16 protein-coding genes are annotated in these 16,893 nt (G+C 65.0%); 13 read left to right on the top strand and 3 right to left on the bottom strand.

What is annotated here, in order from left to right; all coding sequences use genetic code 11:
• The first annotated feature begins 9 nt into the window (after positions 1–9).
• The 9 genes from VT84_RS04110 to VT84_RS04150 all read left to right on the top strand — a co-directional run bounded on the left by VT84_RS04110 (position 10) and on the right by VT84_RS04150 (position 11,186).
• Positions 10–924: an ABC transporter permease gene (locus VT84_RS04110; protein WP_082838614.1), complete on the top strand. Its 915-nt coding sequence runs from the start codon at positions 10–12 to the stop codon at positions 922–924.
• A gap of 147 nt (positions 925–1,071) precedes the next feature.
• Positions 1,072–2,310: an ABC transporter ATP-binding protein gene (locus tag VT84_RS04115; protein ID WP_082838615.1), complete on the top strand. Its 1,239-nt coding sequence runs from the start codon at positions 1,072–1,074 to the stop codon at positions 2,308–2,310.
• A gap of 16 nt (positions 2,311–2,326) precedes the next feature.
• Complete coding sequence (locus VT84_RS04120) at positions 2,327–3,247, top strand: FkbM family methyltransferase (RefSeq protein ID WP_082838616.1); 921 nt, start codon at positions 2,327–2,329, stop codon at positions 3,245–3,247.
• A gap of 14 nt (positions 3,248–3,261) precedes the next feature.
• Positions 3,262–4,356 carry a glycosyltransferase gene (locus VT84_RS04125; RefSeq protein ID WP_082838617.1) on the top strand — a complete coding sequence of 365 codons (1,095 nt, stop codon included), beginning with the start codon at positions 3,262–3,264 and terminating at the stop codon, positions 4,354–4,356.
• The gene (locus VT84_RS04130) at positions 4,353–5,348 is read left to right on the top strand and encodes a glycosyltransferase (protein ID WP_082838618.1); all 996 of its coding nucleotides are present in this window, start codon (positions 4,353–4,355) and stop codon (positions 5,346–5,348) included. The genes VT84_RS04125 and VT84_RS04130 overlap by 4 nt, the downstream gene beginning before the upstream one ends.
• Positions 5,345–6,307, top strand: a complete 963-nt coding sequence (locus VT84_RS04135) for a glycosyltransferase family 2 protein (RefSeq protein WP_162271582.1) — start codon at positions 5,345–5,347, stop codon at positions 6,305–6,307. Before VT84_RS04130 ends, VT84_RS04135 begins: the two co-directional genes overlap by 4 nt.
• Before the next feature lie 161 nt (positions 6,308–6,468).
• Entirely contained in the window at positions 6,469–7,653 is a 1,185-nt protein-coding gene (locus tag VT84_RS04140; RefSeq protein WP_162271583.1) for a glycosyltransferase family 4 protein, read from the top strand.
• 75 nt (positions 7,654–7,728) lie between these two features.
• On the top strand, positions 7,729–8,838 hold the full coding sequence (locus VT84_RS40465) for a DUF1501 domain-containing protein (RefSeq protein ID WP_082838621.1): 1,110 nt from the start codon (positions 7,729–7,731) through the stop codon (positions 8,836–8,838).
• Between the two features lie 47 nt (positions 8,839–8,885).
• Positions 8,886–11,186: a dienelactone hydrolase family protein gene (locus VT84_RS04150; RefSeq protein WP_082838622.1), complete on the top strand. Its 2,301-nt coding sequence runs from the start codon at positions 8,886–8,888 to the stop codon at positions 11,184–11,186.
• 23 nt (positions 11,187–11,209) lie between these two features.
• Here VT84_RS04150 and VT84_RS04155 read toward each other — a convergent pair whose 3' ends face one another.
• Both VT84_RS04155 and VT84_RS40470 read right to left on the bottom strand, forming a co-directional pair.
• The gene (locus tag VT84_RS04155; protein WP_239465674.1) at positions 11,210–12,016 is read right to left on the bottom strand and encodes a LacI family DNA-binding transcriptional regulator; all 807 of its coding nucleotides are present in this window, start codon (positions 12,014–12,016) and stop codon (positions 11,210–11,212) included.
• A complete protein-coding gene (locus VT84_RS40470; RefSeq protein WP_239465675.1) occupies positions 12,013–12,345 on the bottom strand; it encodes a GntR family transcriptional regulator in 333 nt (110 codons plus the stop codon). Before VT84_RS40470 ends, VT84_RS04155 begins: the two co-directional genes overlap by 4 nt.
• A 293-nt stretch (positions 12,346–12,638) precedes the next feature.
• Between VT84_RS40470 and VT84_RS04160 the strand changes: the two genes are divergently transcribed.
• From VT84_RS04160 to VT84_RS04175, 4 genes are all read left to right on the top strand, one after another.
• The gene (locus VT84_RS04160; RefSeq protein ID WP_052553165.1) at positions 12,639–13,553 is read left to right on the top strand and encodes a DUF1559 domain-containing protein; all 915 of its coding nucleotides are present in this window, start codon (positions 12,639–12,641) and stop codon (positions 13,551–13,553) included.
• A 19-nt stretch (positions 13,554–13,572) separates the two neighbouring features.
• Positions 13,573–14,028 (top strand): hypothetical protein, encoded by a 456-nt coding sequence (locus VT84_RS04165; RefSeq protein WP_052553163.1) that lies wholly within the window; start codon positions 13,573–13,575, stop codon positions 14,026–14,028.
• 123 nt (positions 14,029–14,151) lie between these two features.
• Entirely contained in the window at positions 14,152–15,108 is a 957-nt protein-coding gene (locus tag VT84_RS04170) for a metallophosphoesterase family protein (RefSeq protein WP_052553161.1), read from the top strand.
• Between the two features lie 100 nt (positions 15,109–15,208).
• Entirely contained in the window at positions 15,209–15,868 is a 660-nt protein-coding gene (locus tag VT84_RS04175) for an RraA family protein (RefSeq protein WP_082838624.1), read from the top strand.
• 117 nt (positions 15,869–15,985) lie between these two features.
• On the opposite strand, the gene VT84_RS04180 is transcribed toward VT84_RS04175, so the two are convergent.
• Positions 15,986–16,849, bottom strand: a complete 864-nt coding sequence (locus VT84_RS04180) for a carbon-nitrogen hydrolase family protein (RefSeq protein ID WP_082838625.1) — start codon at positions 16,847–16,849, stop codon at positions 15,986–15,988.
• Positions 16,850–16,893: the final 44 nt, after the last annotated feature.

Consider the following 16,893-nt stretch of genomic DNA (forward strand, 5'->3'; position numbering starts at 1 on the left):
AGGTAGGGTATGGTGGTTACCGATGCGCAACCCGAAGCCGATACTGTGCGCGGAGAGATTCCGGAGCTGGTAGCGGGTGCTTCTGCGCCAACAGCCGAGACCGAACCGCCCCTCACTGTACTGGAACCGCAACGCGGCTGGGCGCTGCCCGACGTGCGGGAACTCTGGCGCTACCGCGAGCTGTTGTTTTTTCTCGCGCTGCGCGACGTCAAGGTTCGGTACAAGCAGACGGTCCTCGGGCTCGGCTGGGCGGTCGCGCAGCCGCTCGCGACGATGGCCGTGTTCGTGTTGTTCCTCGGCAAGATGGCCGGAACGTCGAACGGGATCGAGCACTACCCGCTGTTCGTATTCGCCGGGATGGTCGCGTGGACGTTCTTCGGGGGCACCGTGACCACGGCGGCTGGCAGCGTGGTCGCGAACGAGCGGCTCGTGACGAAAATCTACTTCCCGCGCCTCGTGATCCCGCTCAGTACGGTCGGCGTCAGTGTGTTCGATTTGGTCATTGCGTCGGGCTTGCTCGCGGTTATAGCTCTGTCGTTCGGCGTCGTGCCCGGGTGGTCGATCCTCGCGATGCCGCTCGTAGTGCTAATGCTTGCGGTCGCGTCGGCTGGAGTGGGCGTACTGCTCGCGGCGCTGATCGTGTCGCAGCGCGACTTCAAGTACGTGCTCACGTTCGGCGTGCAGTTGTGGATGTTCGCGACGCCGAGCATCTACTTGCCGACCGAAGCACTCGGGCCAACAGCTCAAACTTACCTCCCGCTGAACCCGGCCTACGGGCTGGTGCTCGCGTTCCGCCAATCAGCGCTCGGTGGGGCAATCGACTGGTACGCTTTCGGCGTGTCATCGGCCGTAGGCGTACTCTTCGCGGTTGCGGGTGTGCTGTACTTCCGCCGCGTGGAGCGATCCTTCGCGGACACGATTTAGGAAGTGCCAAGTAGCTCTGGGCGAACACATTGGGGCGCTCGGGACATGCTGCCCGTACCGGCCGGCTCACACCGGCCGTTCGCCCGGCACCGTGGATTGGTACCTGCGTAAGTGTTCCGGCCTTGTGGACGAACAGTAGTTGAGGCCATGCACCCGGCGATTCGTGTCGAGAATCTGACGAAACAGTTCCGGTTGGGCGGTCGGCCGAAGGGCGGGCTGAACCTCACGGAGTGGCTCGCGTCCGCGCTGCGTTCGAGGGGCGCTTCGACCTCATCCGAAGCCGAGGACTTCTGGGCGCTGAAGGGCGTTTCGTTCGAGGTGAAGCGCGGTGAGGTGGTCGGCATCATCGGCCGCAACGGGGCCGGTAAGAGCACACTGCTGAAGATCCTGTCGCGGATCGCGGACCCGACCGGCGGGCGCGTGGAGCTGCGCGGGCGCGTCGGGAGCCTCCTCGAAGTGGGCACCGGGTTTCACCCGGAACTGACCGGGCGCGAGAACATCTTCCTGAACGGCAGCGTGCTCGGGATGAGCCGCCGTGAGATCACCCGGAGCTTCGACGCGATCGTCGCGTTCGCGGGCGTGGAGGGGTTCCTCGACACGCCGGTGAAGCGGTATTCGAGCGGCATGTACGTGCGGCTCGCGTTCGCGGTCGCAGCGCACCTGAACCCCGAGATCCTCATCATCGACGAGGTGCTCGCGGTCGGCGACGCGGAGTTCCAGAACCGGTGCTTGGGGAAGATGCGCGAGGTTTCGGCCGGTGGGCGCACGGTGCTGTTCGTCAGCCACAACATGACCGCGGTGCAGAACCTGTGCTCGCGCGCCATTGTGTTGGCTGAGGGCAAGGTGGTGACGGACGGGCCGCCGGCGGAAGCCGTTCGCGCGTACCTCACGCAGCGCGGCGATCTCGCGGCCGAGTGGACCGACACGCGCGAACCAAGTGCGAACCGGCGCGTGACGCTCAAAACGGTCCGCGTGCGCCGGGCAGACGGGACCGTTGCGCCCGCGCTGCTCCCGGACCAGTCGTTCGCCATTGAGATCGAGTACGAGGTGGCCGCGCCCGCGAGCACTCAGATCGCGTTCCGTTTGAACCGCGACGACGGGCAAACGGTGCTCACTACCGCGGACAACGACACGAAACGCGCGTTCTGCACCGCGCGCCGGCCCGGGCGATTCGTGGCGCGCGTGGGGTTCCCGGCGCACCTGCTCGCGCCGGGCCGCTATCACTTGCTCGTGGCAGCGAACCAAGTCGGTGACCGCGGACACGACCTGCTCGAATCGGTGCTCGACTTCGAGGTGTCCGCGATCGGCTCGCTCCAACAGATCGAGAACCGGCTCGGCGTGGTGATGCCGCTGCTAGAGTGGACCGAGGAACGAATCGGAGATTGACCCGGGTGGAGGCCCGATGTCGGCGATCGTGCAAGCGTACCAAACTCTGGTCCCCGCGTTCGTGCGCGGCCCACTGTACCACTGGCGCGCGTGGGCCGCAGCGCTCGTGACGACCCCCGCCGCGCGCGGTGAGTGGCTCGCGCGCCGGCTCGTGTCGCTGGGGCGTGCCGTGCGAACGGTGCGCGTGCCGCACGGCCGGTTGTGGGTCGATTTGCGCGACTTCGGGGTGGGGCGCCGGATCTTCATTCACGGCCGCTACGAGGAACCGGAGGCCGCTACGCTGCGCGCGCTGCTCCGGCCCGGGATGACGTACCTCGATGTGGGCGGGAATCTCGGATACCTCGCCACACTCGCGGCGAAGCTGGTCGGCGACACGGGCCGCGTCATTGCGATTGAACCGGAGCCGTACAACTTCGGATTGCTTCAGAAGAACTTGAAGCTGAGCGCACGCGGGGGAATCGCCGTGAACGTCGCCGCGGGCGGCGCACCGGGAACCGCGAAACTCTTCAAGTCGGTCGGTAATCTGGGCGATCACCGGCTCTACACCGACGGCGATTCCGCCGGGCGCGCGTTCGTGGAAGTGCCGGTCGTGCGGCTCGATGACCTCTTCACGGCGAACGACTGGCACGCACCGGACTTCATCAAAATCGACGTGCAGGGCTACGAACCGCACGTGGTCGCGGGGCTGGACGGCCTGATTCGCACGGACCGCCCGCGGGCGATCCTCACCGAATACTGGCCCATCGGCATTCGCAACGCGGGGGGCGATCCGACCGTGTACCTGGAATGGTTCCGCGCACGCGGGTTCGCGTGCTCCCTGATCGGCGCGGATTGCAGCCTGACTCCCGTGGCTATTGAGCGCGTGGACGACCACCTCCCGCCGCTGAACCCGGCCGTGCCCGATGCCCAGATGCTGAACCTCCTGTTCCGCCGGTGACCACGAGTCGCGCCATGCCGATCGTTTCCAACTGGCCGAACGTGCGGATCGAGAACCGCTATCTCGACCTGTACTACGGCGCGCTGGCGGCACACGGGGTGACTCTCGGCCCCGGGTGCGAAGTGCGCGACGACTTCTTGCGCGCGCACGCGGGCACGATCGACGCGGTCCAGTTCCAGTGGGCACCGGAGCAAATCTGGCGCTGTCGCGGGTCGTCGCTGTGGGCACGGGCACGCGGACTGGCCGGATTCTGGAAGTACCTGCGGCTCGCCCGATCTCTCGGGATTCGCATCGTCTGGACGCTTCACGACGTGGAGCACCATGAAGGGAGCGGCCGACTCGACGAACTCGGCTATCGGCTGCTCGCGCGGTTCGCGGACCTGTGTGTCGTTCACGACGAATGGGCCGCGGACCAGTTCGTGCGGCGGTTCGGCGGCTCGCGCGAGCGTGTGTGCGTGATGGAACACGGGAACTACGACGGCGTCTTCCCGCCCGCTGCCCCACGAACGGAAACGCTCGCCCGCTTCGGAATCGATCCGGCATGTCGCGTACTGCTGTGCCAGGGGAACATCAGACCGTACAAACGCTTCGATCTGGCCATCGAAGCGGCTAAGCGTCTCGGCGCGGCGTACCACCTCATCGTTGCGGGCCGTCCACCAGACCCGACCTTCGCGGACGAGCTGCGCCGGACCGCGGCCGGTACTGCAAATGTGACGCTGCTTCTGGAGAGTCAGTCCGACCAAGTCGTGAGCGATTTGTTCGCGGCCGCGGATTGTTTCTTGCTTCCCTATGCGAAGATTACTGGGAGCGGGAGCTTGCTCACCACGGCTACGCTCGGGCGCGGGTTCGTCGCGTCGGAACTACCATACTTTCGGGCCGCGCTCGCGCAGGAGCCGGACGCCGGGGTGTGCTTCCCGGTCAGCTCGGTTGAAGGGCTGTGCAACGCCGTGCGTGCGTTCTTTGCCGGTGACGTACCCGCGCGCCATCAAGCGGCCCGGCGAATCGCGGACCGCGTGCCGTGGAGCGAGGTCGTGTGCCCGGTCGCGGAGTGGTTCCACCGGACGTGCCCCGTTCGTGCGCCGCGAACTGCGGAGGTCGGCACGCCATGAATCAACCTTGCTCGCTGACCGTCATTATCCCGACGTACAACCGGTCCGGGTACGTGCGCGAGTGCCTTGTCGCGCTGCGGGCGAGCGGTGTACCGGACCTGGAGATCATCGTTTCCGACGACGGCTCGACGGACGACACGCGCGAGGTCGTCGCGGCCACAAACCCAGACGCGAAATACTTGTGGCAGCCGAACAGTGGAACGCCCGCGACCGCACGCAACGCGGCCTTCGCGGTGAGCCGCGGGCGCTATGTGGGCTTCCTCGATTGCGATGACGAATGGCTCACGGGAGCGCCGGCCCACGCGGTACGGTTCCTCGATGCGCACCCGGAAGTGGATGCACTGTTCGCCGAATCGAAAATGGGCAACCCGCAAGAGGGTTACGTTTCGTGGATCGAGTCCGCGGGGCAAGAGGCGTTCTTCCGGTTGCCGCATTCGGAACCGGAGCCGGGCTTTCGTGTTCTGGAGCGCGGGCCGTTTTTCCGCCGGATGGCCGTGCGGAACCCGGTGTTTATTGGCGCGACGATCGTGCGGCGCGAGGCATTCGCTGCGATTGGCGGTTTCGATCCCCAACTTTGTGGCGCTGCGGACTGGGAGTTGTGGTTGCGGATGGCGCACCGGTTCACCTGGGCGTACATGGCCGAACCGCTCGCGAAGTACACGCGGCACCTCGATAACATGTCGAGCAACCACGACAAAATGATTGCCGAGTTCGTGCAGTCGCTCCGGAACGTGTTGGTGAAGTGCCCGCTCTCGTCGTTCGATCGGCGCTTCATACGCGCCCAACTCCGGACGCACCTCTTTAGTCATGCCTATCTCGCCTACGATCGCGGCGACATCGCGGACGCGCGCAAGAGGTTCTGGCGGTCCGTGCGCGCGGGCGATGTGCGCCCGGCGACGCTCGCACTCGCGACCTTCTGCACGCTACCCGGCGCGCTCGCCCGCCGGGTGCGCGGGCTGAAGCACACGGTCGCACCGGGGGGCCGCGCGTGACCCCGAACGTGTGGATCGTACCGGTCAACTACAACGGAACCGAAGATACGCGGAAGTGCCTGCGCTCGCTCGCGGAACTTTCGGCCCCCGCGCACGTGGTCCTCGTCGATAACGCTTCGCACCCGGACCCGACGGCCGAACTCGCGGCGGAGTTCCCGTGGGTTCACATTGTTCGTAACACCGAGAATCTCGGCTGGTCCGGCGGGAACAACACCGGCATTCGCTACGCGCTGGAGCGCGGCGCCGATTTCGTGATGTTACTGAACAACGACACGACCGTTGCGCCCGACATCGTCGCGCGCCTGCTCGGCGCGTTCCGGGCACACCCGCGGTTCGGCGTGATCGGTCCCGTGATCCGCTACATGGACGAGCCCGATGTGGTGATGACCGACGGTGTGACGTTCAACCCGCCGCACTTCCCCGGGTTCTTCCAGCGGAAGGTGGTCCCCGAGCGCCGGGCCGATCCGCCCGCGGTGGACGAAACCGACATCGTAAACGGCTGCTGCATGATGGTGCGCGCGGACGTGTTCCAGCGCGCCGGGCTAATCGACGACCACTTCTTCCTCATTCACGAAGAAGCCGATTTCTGCCTGCGGGTGAAGGAGGTCGGCTTCGGGTGCGGTGTGCTGGCCGAACCGCTCGTGTGGCACAAGGGTCGACCGCGTTCAAGCGCGCGGGAAAGAAGTGGCAACGATACTACGACACGCGGAACCTCGCGCGGCTCATACGGAAGCACCGACGGGCAAGCGGGCGCGGGCTGTTCTCGGCCTACGCAACCTACCTGCGCTATGCGTACCACCGCTACTGCCACGAACGTGAGGCCTCGCAACGCGACGCGGCCGACGCGGTCCTCGAAGGGCTCATCGACGCCGCGACGCGCCGCACGGGACCGTATCGCGCCCGGAACCGTTGGAGCGTGCCCGCGCTGCGTGGCGTATTCGAGTTGGGTCGCCGGTTGAGGGTGATGGCGTTTTGCGCTGCGTTGGATGCCTGGGCTTTGTGCTTGTGGCACAGGCCTCTGGCCTGTGTGAGCGCCTCCACAGGCCAGAGGCCTGTGCCACGAACACAAGACTAAACACATCAAGCTGACACAGTGTTTTGCTCACGAAAGATGGTTTTGATGTCCCTCCGATTGCTATTCGTCAAAGACTCGCTCTCCTGGCCGCGTTCGAGCGGTCACGATGTCCATTGCTTCCACATGATGCAGGCGCTGGCGAAACTCGGTCACGAGGTGGGGTTGCTCACCGCAACCGAACCGCACCCCGAAGCAGTCGCCGGGTTGCCGCTCGCGTTCCAGCGCGTGTTCCCGAAGCGAGGGGAGCCGGCGGTCGGCCCCGAACCGCAGTTCCGTTGGCTGCAGCGGAAGTTCCAGAGTTATTGGGGTGTGGACGAGAACCGCGTGCGCGCGGTCGGGCAAGCTGCGCTCGATATGAAGGCGGACGGCGTGGTTGTGGTTGGGTTGAACGTGTTGCCGTACCTCGGTGCGGTGAAGGACCGGCTGCGAGTATGGTACGCGGCCGACGAATGGGCGTGGCACCATGTCTCGCAGGTGCGCGCGTTCCGCCCGCGAACGTGGAGCGAGATAAAGCAGGCGCTGATTAAGGGCGTGTACGAGCGCGCGTACCGACCGATGCTCGATCGGGTGTGGGTCGTTACCGACGCCGACAAACGGGCGATGCGTTGGGTCGCGGGTGTTCGCGGAATCGATGTGGTGCCCAACGGTGTGGACGCAGAGCACTTCCGCCCGCTCGACGTGCCGCAGCGCGAACACAGTTGTACTTTTTGGGGTCGACTCGATTTCGGGCCGAACGTGCAGGCGCTCGAATGGTTCTGCGGGCGCGTGTGGCCGCGCGTTCGCGCCGCGTACCCGAACGCGACGTTCACGGTCTACGGCTTCAGCCCGACGCCCGCGGTTCGTGCGCTGACCGGGCACAACGGAATCGAACTCATTGCCGACTTGCCGGACCTGCGCGCAGCGGTGGCCACACACCAAGCGGTGGTGTTCCCGTTCGTGAGCGGAGGGGGCATCAAGAACAAGTTCCTCGAAGCCGCGGCGATGGGCAAGCCGATCGTGTGTTCGTCCGTCGCGCTGAACGGTCTGCGTCACCCGACCGAGAGCGGCGCGCTCGTCGCCAGTTCGCCCGAAGATTGGGTACGGGCGCTGGGGACGTTGTGGTCGGACGCGGCCCATCGCACAACTGCTGGCGAATCGGTCCGGCGGTGGGTGATCGAGCGGCACAGTTGGGATGCCGCTGCACGCACTGCGGTCGAAGGGCTGGCGAAGTCGATGAGCGCGAAGAAGTAATCAGCTAATTGCATCTGCGTGCGGGTCCGGTACGATGAGGCCACTTCGCCGCTTCGTCCTCACCGGATCGCAATCATGTCCGAGACGACCCCCACACGTCGCGACTTCCTCCGTACTACTGTAGCCGGTGCCGCCGGGTTCGCACTGGCTGGCGCTGCGAGCGGAAACGCAAATGCACCGGCCGCACTCGGGAATGCGAAGAGCTGCATCTTTATCAACATGGTGGGCGGCCCGGCGCACCTCGATACGTTCGACCCGAAGCCGGATGCGCCGAGTGACGTGCGCGGACCGTTCCGGCCCATTCAGACCGCGACGCCGGGAACGCACCTGAGCGAACTGTTCCCGCAACTCGCGAAGTTGACCGACAAGTTCAGCCTGATTCGCTCGATGCACCACGACGCCCCGCCGGTTCACGAGTGCGGGTTCCAACTGCTGAACACCGGCCGCCTCTTCCGCGACGGTCCCGAATGGCCGAATGTGGGCGCGGTGATCGATCACCGTTTCGGGCGGAAGTGGTCCGACACGTCGAGTTGGATGGCCATGCCGAACGCAACCATCGACACAGGTATTTCCGTTAGCCACGGACAAGGTACAGGCTGGCTAAAACTCGGGGGCGCTCCGACAATTATGCACCCGCTCTATCACCCCACCATGCCATTTGATGAGTGCTGCAGATTTGCCTCAGTGATGGATGATCTCGGATTGCGATTCATGACCATCAATCAGTTCCCTACCGTTTTCGACGCGCCTTCGTGGGATTGCCACGCGGACGGCGGTTCGCTCCGCACGACGCTCGGTGATGTTCGCGATACGGTGGCGCCGAGCTTCGATACGGCGGTTGCGCGACTCCTCACGGACCTCGAAGATCGCGGACAGTTGGAATCGACACTGGTGGTCGCGACGGGCGAGTTCGGACGCACGCCGAAACTGAACTCCAACGGCGGGCGCGATCACTGGGCCGGGTGCTGGACCGCACTGGTCGCGGGTGGCGGTGTGAAGGGTGGGCGCGTCATTGGGGCATCGGACCGCATCGGGAGCGAACCGAGCGCCCGACCGGTTTCGCCACAGGAACTCGTGAGCACCGTCTTCCACGCGCTCGGCGTTCCGCACAACGCGACCATTCCGGGGCCGGATGGTGCGCCCGTCGCGGTGTACCCCGGGGCGCCGGTCACGGAACTGTTCTGAACAAAAACATCCCGCCGCAGATCACGCAGAGCGAAGAAGGATCAGACATGAAGCCCGCATTCCATCGAGTTCTGTTCCTGATCGTGTCTTCATCCGCGTTATCTGCGGCTCCTCTTTTTGCCGCCGACCCCGTTGCGCTTCCCAACACCAAGCCGCTGGGGGATGAAGGAAACCTGTCCGAAAAGATGGTCGCGGGGATGCACAAGTACCTCGACCGTGCGCTGGCGGCGTCCGTGAAGAGTCGTGAAGCGCTGTGGAAGACCGACAACTCATCGCCCGAAGCCTTTGCAAAGTCCGTCGATCCCAATCGAGAGCGGCTCCGGAAGTATCTCGGGGTCGTCGATAAGCGCTCGATCCCGCACTTAGAGTATCTCGGGGTTCCAGAGCGTTTTGCCGTCGCGGAAACCGAGCGCTACAAGGTGTTCGCTGTGCGTTGGGCGGTGTTGCCCGGCCTCGACGCCGAAGGGCTGCTTCTGGAGCCGCGCGGGAAGATTGTTGCGGCCGTCGTTGCCGTTCCGGATGCGGACCAGACACCGGAACAGATCGTCGGGCTGTCGCCGGGCTTGCCCGCGATTTCGCAGTTCGCCCGCCGGCTCGCAGAGAGCGAGTGCCGCGTGCTCGTCCCGGTTCTCATCGACCGGCGCGATACGCTCTCCGCAAACCCGAAGCTCGGGCGGACTACCAATTTGCCGCACCGCGAGTTCGTTCACCGCATGGCCTACGAAATGGGGCGCACGCTGATCGGGTACGAGGTCCAGAAGGTGCTGGCGGCGGTCGATTGGTTGTCCGCCCCAAAGGACCGCCCTCCTGTGTGGGCCGCCGGGTACGGGGAAGGTGGGCTGGTTGCGCTGTGTGCCGGCGCGCTCGACGCGCGGATCGAACGGTTGGCCGTCAGCGGTTACTTTGGCGCGAAGCCGGACGTGTGGAACGCCCCCCTCGACCGCAATGTGTGGGGGCTACAGCACGAATTCGGCGACGCGGAACTTGCCGCGCTTGCGGCGCCCCGGCTGGTGTTCATCGGGAACTGTGAGACGCCTAAATTCGATGGCCCGGCGAAACCGCAACCGGGGCGCGGGGGGGCCGCCCCCGGTACTCTTGGCGGGTGCCCGATCGAGCAGATCGAGACCGAATGGAAGCGCATCAACGACCTCACCGGCGGTGCCGGTGTTAATAAGTGTAGCATGGCACTAGCCGAGAAGCTGGTTCCAGCAGCCGGTCTCGATCAGCTCGTGCTGCCATTAAATTTGCGGAACAAAGCCACTGATGGGCGCGTCCCGCCGACCGACTTGCGTCAGGATTTCTCCCCAGTCGCGCGCCACAAGCGCCAGTTCGACCAACTCGTCGCCTACACGCAGAAGCTCTGGCGCGACTCGGAGGCGGTACGGAAAGAGTTCTGGAAGAAGGCCGACGCGCGTTCGCCCGAGGCGTGGGAGAAGTCGTGTGACTGGTACCGCGATTACTTCCACACGGAAGTGATCGGCAAGTTGCCCGACCCGAAGGGGCCGCTCAATCCGCGCACGCGACAAGTCTATGATGAGAAAACGTGGGCCGGGTACGAAGTGGTGCTCGACGTGTACGATGATGTATTCGCATATGGCATTCTGCTCCTCCCCAAAGACCTGAAGCCCGGCGAAAAACGGCCGGTCGTGGTGTGCCAGCACGGTCTCGAAGGCACCCCGCGGCACACGATCGATGTCGAGCAGCGTACCGTTTACAACCACTTCTCGCGCCGGCTCGTGGAACTCGGTTACATCGTGTACGCGCCGCAGAACCCGTACTACGGCGAGAACGTGTTCCGCCAAGTCCAGCGGAAGGCGAACCCGCTCAAGCTTTCGCTGTTCAGCTTCATCATCCGGCAGCACCAGCGCACGCTCGACTGGCTCGAAACGCTTCCGAACGTGGACCCCAAGAAGATCGCGTTTTACGGCCTCTCTTATGGCGGGAAGACCGCGATGCGCGTGCCGGCCGTCGAGAAGCGCTACTGCCTTTCGATCTGCTCCGGCGACTTCAACGAGTGGATCGGCAAGAACGTGTCGGTCGATCTGGACCGCAGTTACATGTGGACGCGCGAGTACGAAATGTACGAGTTCGATCTCGGCAACACGTTCAACTACGCGGAGATGGCCTATTTGATCGCCCCGCGCCCCTTCATGGTGGAGCGCGGGCACGACGACGGCGTGGGGACCGACGAGATGGTGGCTTACGAGTTCGCCAAAGTGCGGTACCTGTACGCGAACCGGCTCAAGATCCCCGGCAACACGACGATCGAGTTCTTCCCCGGTGGCCACCAGATCAACGCGAAGGGGACGTTCGCGTTCCTGAAGGCCAAGCTCGACTACCCGAAGTAATCCCTGGATTAAGAGAGTAAACCTCAGCCCGTTACCGTGCTGTCGCGGACCACGAGCCGGCCGGCGAGCACGACCTTCGCGAGCGGGTCGTTGGGGTGCGCAATGCGGTTCGCTATGACGCGCAGCGCCGTCCGCGCGATGGCTTCGGACGGGTAGCTGTAGGACGAGACGCCGAGCGCGAAACTCTGGCCGATCGGGAGATCGTCGCACCCGACCACGGCCACGTCGCGCGGGACGTTCAGCCCGCGGCGGAACAGTTCCAGCATCACCCCGACCGCGACATAATCCTGATAGCAGATCACGCCGTCGACCCCGATCCGGACGAGTTCGTCCGCGATCCACGGGTACGCCTCGCGCGCGTCCAGGTGCTCGGGCACCCGCACGACCCGTGGAGAATAGCCGTTGCTCACTTTCTGAAGTGCGGAGAGGTACCCCGCGAGCCGGTCGGTGTGGGTGCTCGTCGGGGACGCGATTACGCACGCCACGTTCTTCCGCCCCAACCCCAACAGGTGTTCGGTACAGCGCAGCCCGCCGTCGAAGTGGTCCGACGCGACGAGGTCGTATTCCAGGGGGCGGTCCACGCCGCGCAGGTTGCGGTCGAGGAGTACCACCGGTAACCCGACTCTGCGGCACCCGGCTAGGAACCATTCGTCCTGTCGGCACGCTTCTTCCGAGACGCGCGAGGGGAGGAAGAAGACACCTTTCGCGCCATTGTCCGCGATGCGCCCGGCGATCAGTTCGGCTTCCACGCGCCCGCTCCCGGGTGACAGTTCGAGCGGGTGAACCGCGAACGACCCTTCCGTCGCCACGCGCTCGAAACCGACCTTCACCACCGCTTCGGACGCACTCTGCCACGGTCCCGGGACACCCGCGTGACCACCGCCCATCGGCCCGCTGGTGTAGCCGGGGGAGGGGCTGAGCGCTCGTTCGCAACATACGATCCGGACCGATCGCGTGTGACCACGAGTCCGCGGTCGCGGAGCAACTGCAGCGCACGCGACGCGGTGAACGAAGACACGTCATACGTCCCGGCGATGTCGCGCACGGTCGGCACCTTGCCAAGCCCCCATTCGCCGGCTTGCAAGCGGGCGGCGAGTTGCTCGGCGAGGTGAACGTATTTGGGAGACGAGTCGTCGGGCGGCGTTTCAGAACGAGACACAGATCGCTCCGGCGGGAAGTCGGCTGTCTGTACCATTCAATCGAAGTCGGCAGGATTGTCTCTGAGCGAGCCAATTGCGAGACAGATCCGCCTCTTGTAAGGGAATTTACCAGAGTTTACGCGGTGTGCAACCGCTTTTGTAGAAGGCAAGAATTTATGATTGCTACAGATTCGATCAAATTCGCTGTTTCTTAACACAGATCGAATGGCAATTACTCTTCTGTATCGTTATTGTTCCCTCACAGACGGGCTATCTGTTCGGACACTCTCATCCAATCCCGTGGAGTAACGTCATGGCGCACGCACGCCAAAAGTCGAAGGCCGGAGTTCCGTCCGGCTTCACGCTCATCGAGTTGCTCGTTGTCATCGCCATCATTGCGATTTTGATCGGGCTGTTGCTCCCCGCGGTGCAGAAAGTGCGCGAGGCCGCGGCCCGCATGACGTCGCAGAACAACCTCAAACAGATGGCGCTGGCGACGCACAACTACCACGACGCGAACAACCAGTTCCCGCTCGCGTGGAACGACTGGGACGGCAGCGATTCGGCCGCGATGTGGAACAAGGCCGGGTCGGCGCTCTTCTACATCCTGCCGTACATCGAGCAGGACAACCTGGCGAACCTGGCGAACAAGGGCAGCACGAACTATTTCTGGTCGGTCTACACCAACTACGGCGTGAAGTCTTACGTGAGCCCGTCGGACCCGTCGTGCCCGCCGAACGGGTTGTACAACGACGCCGGCTGGGGCAACTACGGCGTCACCAGCTACGCGGCCAACTTCCAGGCCCTCGGGTGGTGGTTCAAGACGAGCAACAACAAGGTCATGCGGATGACCTCCCTCACCGACGGCACCTCGAACACGATCTTCTACGCCGAAAAGACCGCGGTGTGCCTGAACAACGCGATCCCGTCGGGCTACAGCGGGGCGAAGTACAACATTTGGGCCTACGGGCGGACCTCGTGGAACGAGTGGAACCCGGTGTTCGGCTACCAGATCACGGGCTCCGCGTCCAAGTTCCAGGTGAACCCGACGTGGGCGGCGACCAACTCGAACTGTGACCCGCGCCTGGCCAGCTCGCCGCGCTCGGCCGGTATCCTGGTCGCGCTGGGCGACGGGAGCGGCCGGATGGTGTCCGCCGGCGTCGACCCGAACACGTGGTGGTGGGCGTGCACCCCGACCGGCGGCGAAGTCCTCAGCAGCAACTGGTAACCCGACCCGGAGTGAACCCATGCGAGCGATCTTCTTCGCGGCGGCCACGACCGTCGCGGTTGTTCTGGCCGGGTGCGGCGGGGACGTGCCGCGCGGGCGCGTTCACGGGACGATCAAGTACCAGGGCAAGCCGCTCACCGGCGCCACCGTGATCTTCATCGCCCAGGACTCCAAAACGCACGTGCTTGACCTCAAGCCGGACGGCACCTACGACGTGAGCGGCGTGGCCCTCGGCCCGATCAAGGTGTCCATCCAGACGGTAGCGCCGCGCTCGGCCGTGAAGGGCGAGTTCGACCCGCCCAGCAGTCAGGCGAAGGGCGTCACGGACGAGAAGGCCGGCAAGAAATCCTCGTCCGCAGAGGTGAGTAAGGTCGCGGGACCGATGCTTCCCGCGCGCTTCGCCGACGCGGACAAGTCCGGGCTCTCGTTCGACCTGAAGGAACCCGACCAGGAGTGGTCGGTTGACCTGAAGTAAAGCCTTCGGTGCGGGCCAAACCTTTTTGCGAACAGTCCGGCGTAAGCGGTTGGTGCTTCCTGTAAGTACCGGCCGGCTTACGCCGAGCCGTTCACCATCCTCTACGCAATTCGGTGTTCCATAATGACTTCTCCCTCCCGACGCGATCTGTTCGGCGCGGCGATCGGCGCCGCAGCGCTTCCCGGCTTCATCTCCACGGCACGAGCGGCCGACCGTAAGCCGGTGCTGCGGGCCGCGCACATCACCGACGTTCACATCACGAAGGACCGTGAAGCGCCCCAAGGCGTGGCCGCGATGTTCTCGCACATGGCGAGCCAGAAGGATGGCAAGCCCGAACTGATCCTGAACACCGGCGACGCGGTGATGTCCGTGGACGGCAAAACGACCGGCGCGAAGGCCGCGGAACACATCGCTGTGTGGAAAGAAGCGGTGAAGAGCGCCCCGGCCCCGATTTACTCGTGCCTGGGCAATCACGACGTGTGGGACGGCAACGAGCCTACCGACGCGATCCCGGCCGAGAAAAAGGGCTTCGCGCTGATGACCGGCGTGCTCGGGATGCCGGCACCGTACTACAGCTTCGACAAGAACGGCTGGCACTTCGTGTCGCTCAACAGCATGTGCAACTGGCCGAAGTACGCCACGCTCTCGCCCGAACACTTCGACTGGCTGAAGGCCGACCTCGCGAAGACGAAGCTCCCGACGGTCGTGCTTAGCCACGTGCCCATTCTGAGTGTCACGTCCCAGGTGTACGGCGATGGGTGCCGCAAGAACAACGACAACGTGGTGCCGGGCGTGTGGCACCACGCGGACTGCTGGGCCATCAGCGAAGTGTTCCGCAAGAACCCGCACGTGAAGCTCTGCCTGAGCGGGCACATGCACACGTGCGACCGGTGCGAGTACCGCGGGGTGTGGTACATCTGCGGCGGGGCCGCGTGCGGCGCGTGGTGGGGTGGCAGCGAGTACGGGTTCCCGCCGTGCTACGGCAAACTCGACCTCTTCGCCGACGGCACCTTCAGCTACGACTTTGTTGACTACGGGTGGAAGGCCCGCAAGTGGCAGGGTAAGGAACTGAAGGACTGAGCGCGGCCACATTTACGAGTCGGGCGACAGAATCATTTGCCCATTCACGGCGGACGGGATACCTTCGGGTTCCCCCGCCGTTTTTTGTTTGAGGGTTCTGATGACCACCCCGCCTCGCGCGCTCGAATGGGTCGACCGGCTCGCAAAACTCTACACCCCTGTCGTCGCGGATGTTCTCGACAAACTCGGGTACCGCAACCAGTGCATGAACCCCCGGGTGCGCCCGCTGTGGCCGGAGGCGAAGGCCGCCGGGTTCGCGCTCACCGTGCAGACGGTTCCCGCCCGTGACGTAGCCCCGCCGCACCCCTACGCGGGCGAACTCGCCGCGGTCGATTCGCTCCAGAACGGCGACGTGCTCGTGGTGTCCGAGTCCGCGTGTAGTTTCTGGGGCGAACTGCTCTCGACGGCCGCGACCTACCGCGGGTGCCGCGGGGTGGTCCTCGACGGCCCGACGCGCGACTCGCTGGCGATCAAGGAGATGGGGTTCCCGGTGTTCCACGTCGGTTTCCACCCCGCGGACAGTCTCGGGCGCCTGGACGTGGTGACCCACAACGTCCCCATCTCTTGTGCGGACGTGCTGGTGTACCCGGGCGACCTGATCCTCGCCGATCACGACGGCATCGTGGTCATCCCGTCCGTCGCCGCGGAAGAGGCGTTGCGATTGGCCGAGGAGAAAGTGAGCGGCGAGAATCTCGTGCGGAAGGCGCTCGCGGGCGGAATGACCACGACCGAGGCGTTCAAGAAGTTCGGGATTCTGTGAAGACGTGAAGAGTTTTGGACGGGATTAACAGGATCAACGGGATGAAGAGGAAACTCGATGTGAATCCGTTTTGAATCCTGTCGATCCTGTTAATCCTGTCCAAAACTCTTTACCGCGTCACTTGTTGAAGTGCCCGGTGAACGCGCCGGGGTTCGCGACCAGCGGGCCGTACATTTCCGGGCGCCGCCAGTTCACGCGGTCGATCTCGTATTCGCCGGCGCACGTTACCACGCGCTTCTGGGCCGCGGCCGCCGGATCCACGTCGATCGTGAAGATCGCTTCTTCGCCCTCGGGGGCGAAGTGGAGCACGTTGCCCGTGTAGTCCGCGGCCGAACTCAGGCCGATGTAGCGGAACCCGCTCTCGTCGCCGACCCGGTTCACCGCGAGGTAATAAATGTGGTTTTCCCACGCGCGCGCCGCGGACACCAGTTCGGCCATCTTGCGGGCGTTCGTGGCCCAGTTCGTCGGGAGGACGACGAGGTCCGCCCCGAGGAGCGTAAGAATACGGGCCGATTCGGGGAAGCTCCCATCAAAGCAGATGTTCATCCCGATCTTCAGCCCGCCCAGGTCGTGGACCGCGAGCGGTCGGTCGCCCGGATCGGTGAACCGGTCCGCTCCGAGGCAGGGCAGGTGTAACTTGCGATAGCCCGCGACAAAACCCCGCGGCCCGACCAGCGCCGCGGCGTTGTAGAGCTTGTCGCCGGGCGCGCTTTCGAGCAGCCCGAAGACGGCCCACACGCCGAGTTCGGCGCACGCCTTCGCGACGAACTCGGTGCTCGGGCCGGGGAGCGGTTCCGCGGCACTAAGGGCGTGCGCGCGCGACGTGAACCCGTACCCGGAGAGCACGCACTCCGGGAACACCACGAGCTGCGCCCCGCGCTCGGCGGCCCGGCGCAGGTTCGTGACGAGCGCGGCGCGGTTCGCTGCGCGGTCGCCGAGCGCGCAGCTCATCTGCACGCCGGCCACGGTCCAGTTCGACATGAGCACCTCGCCCGGCGCACGCGGGGCGGTTCCGCGTGCGCCGA

The organism is Gemmata sp. SH-PL17, assembly GCF_001610855.1.
GTDB lineage: Bacteria > Planctomycetota > Planctomycetia > Gemmatales > Gemmataceae > Gemmata > Gemmata massiliana.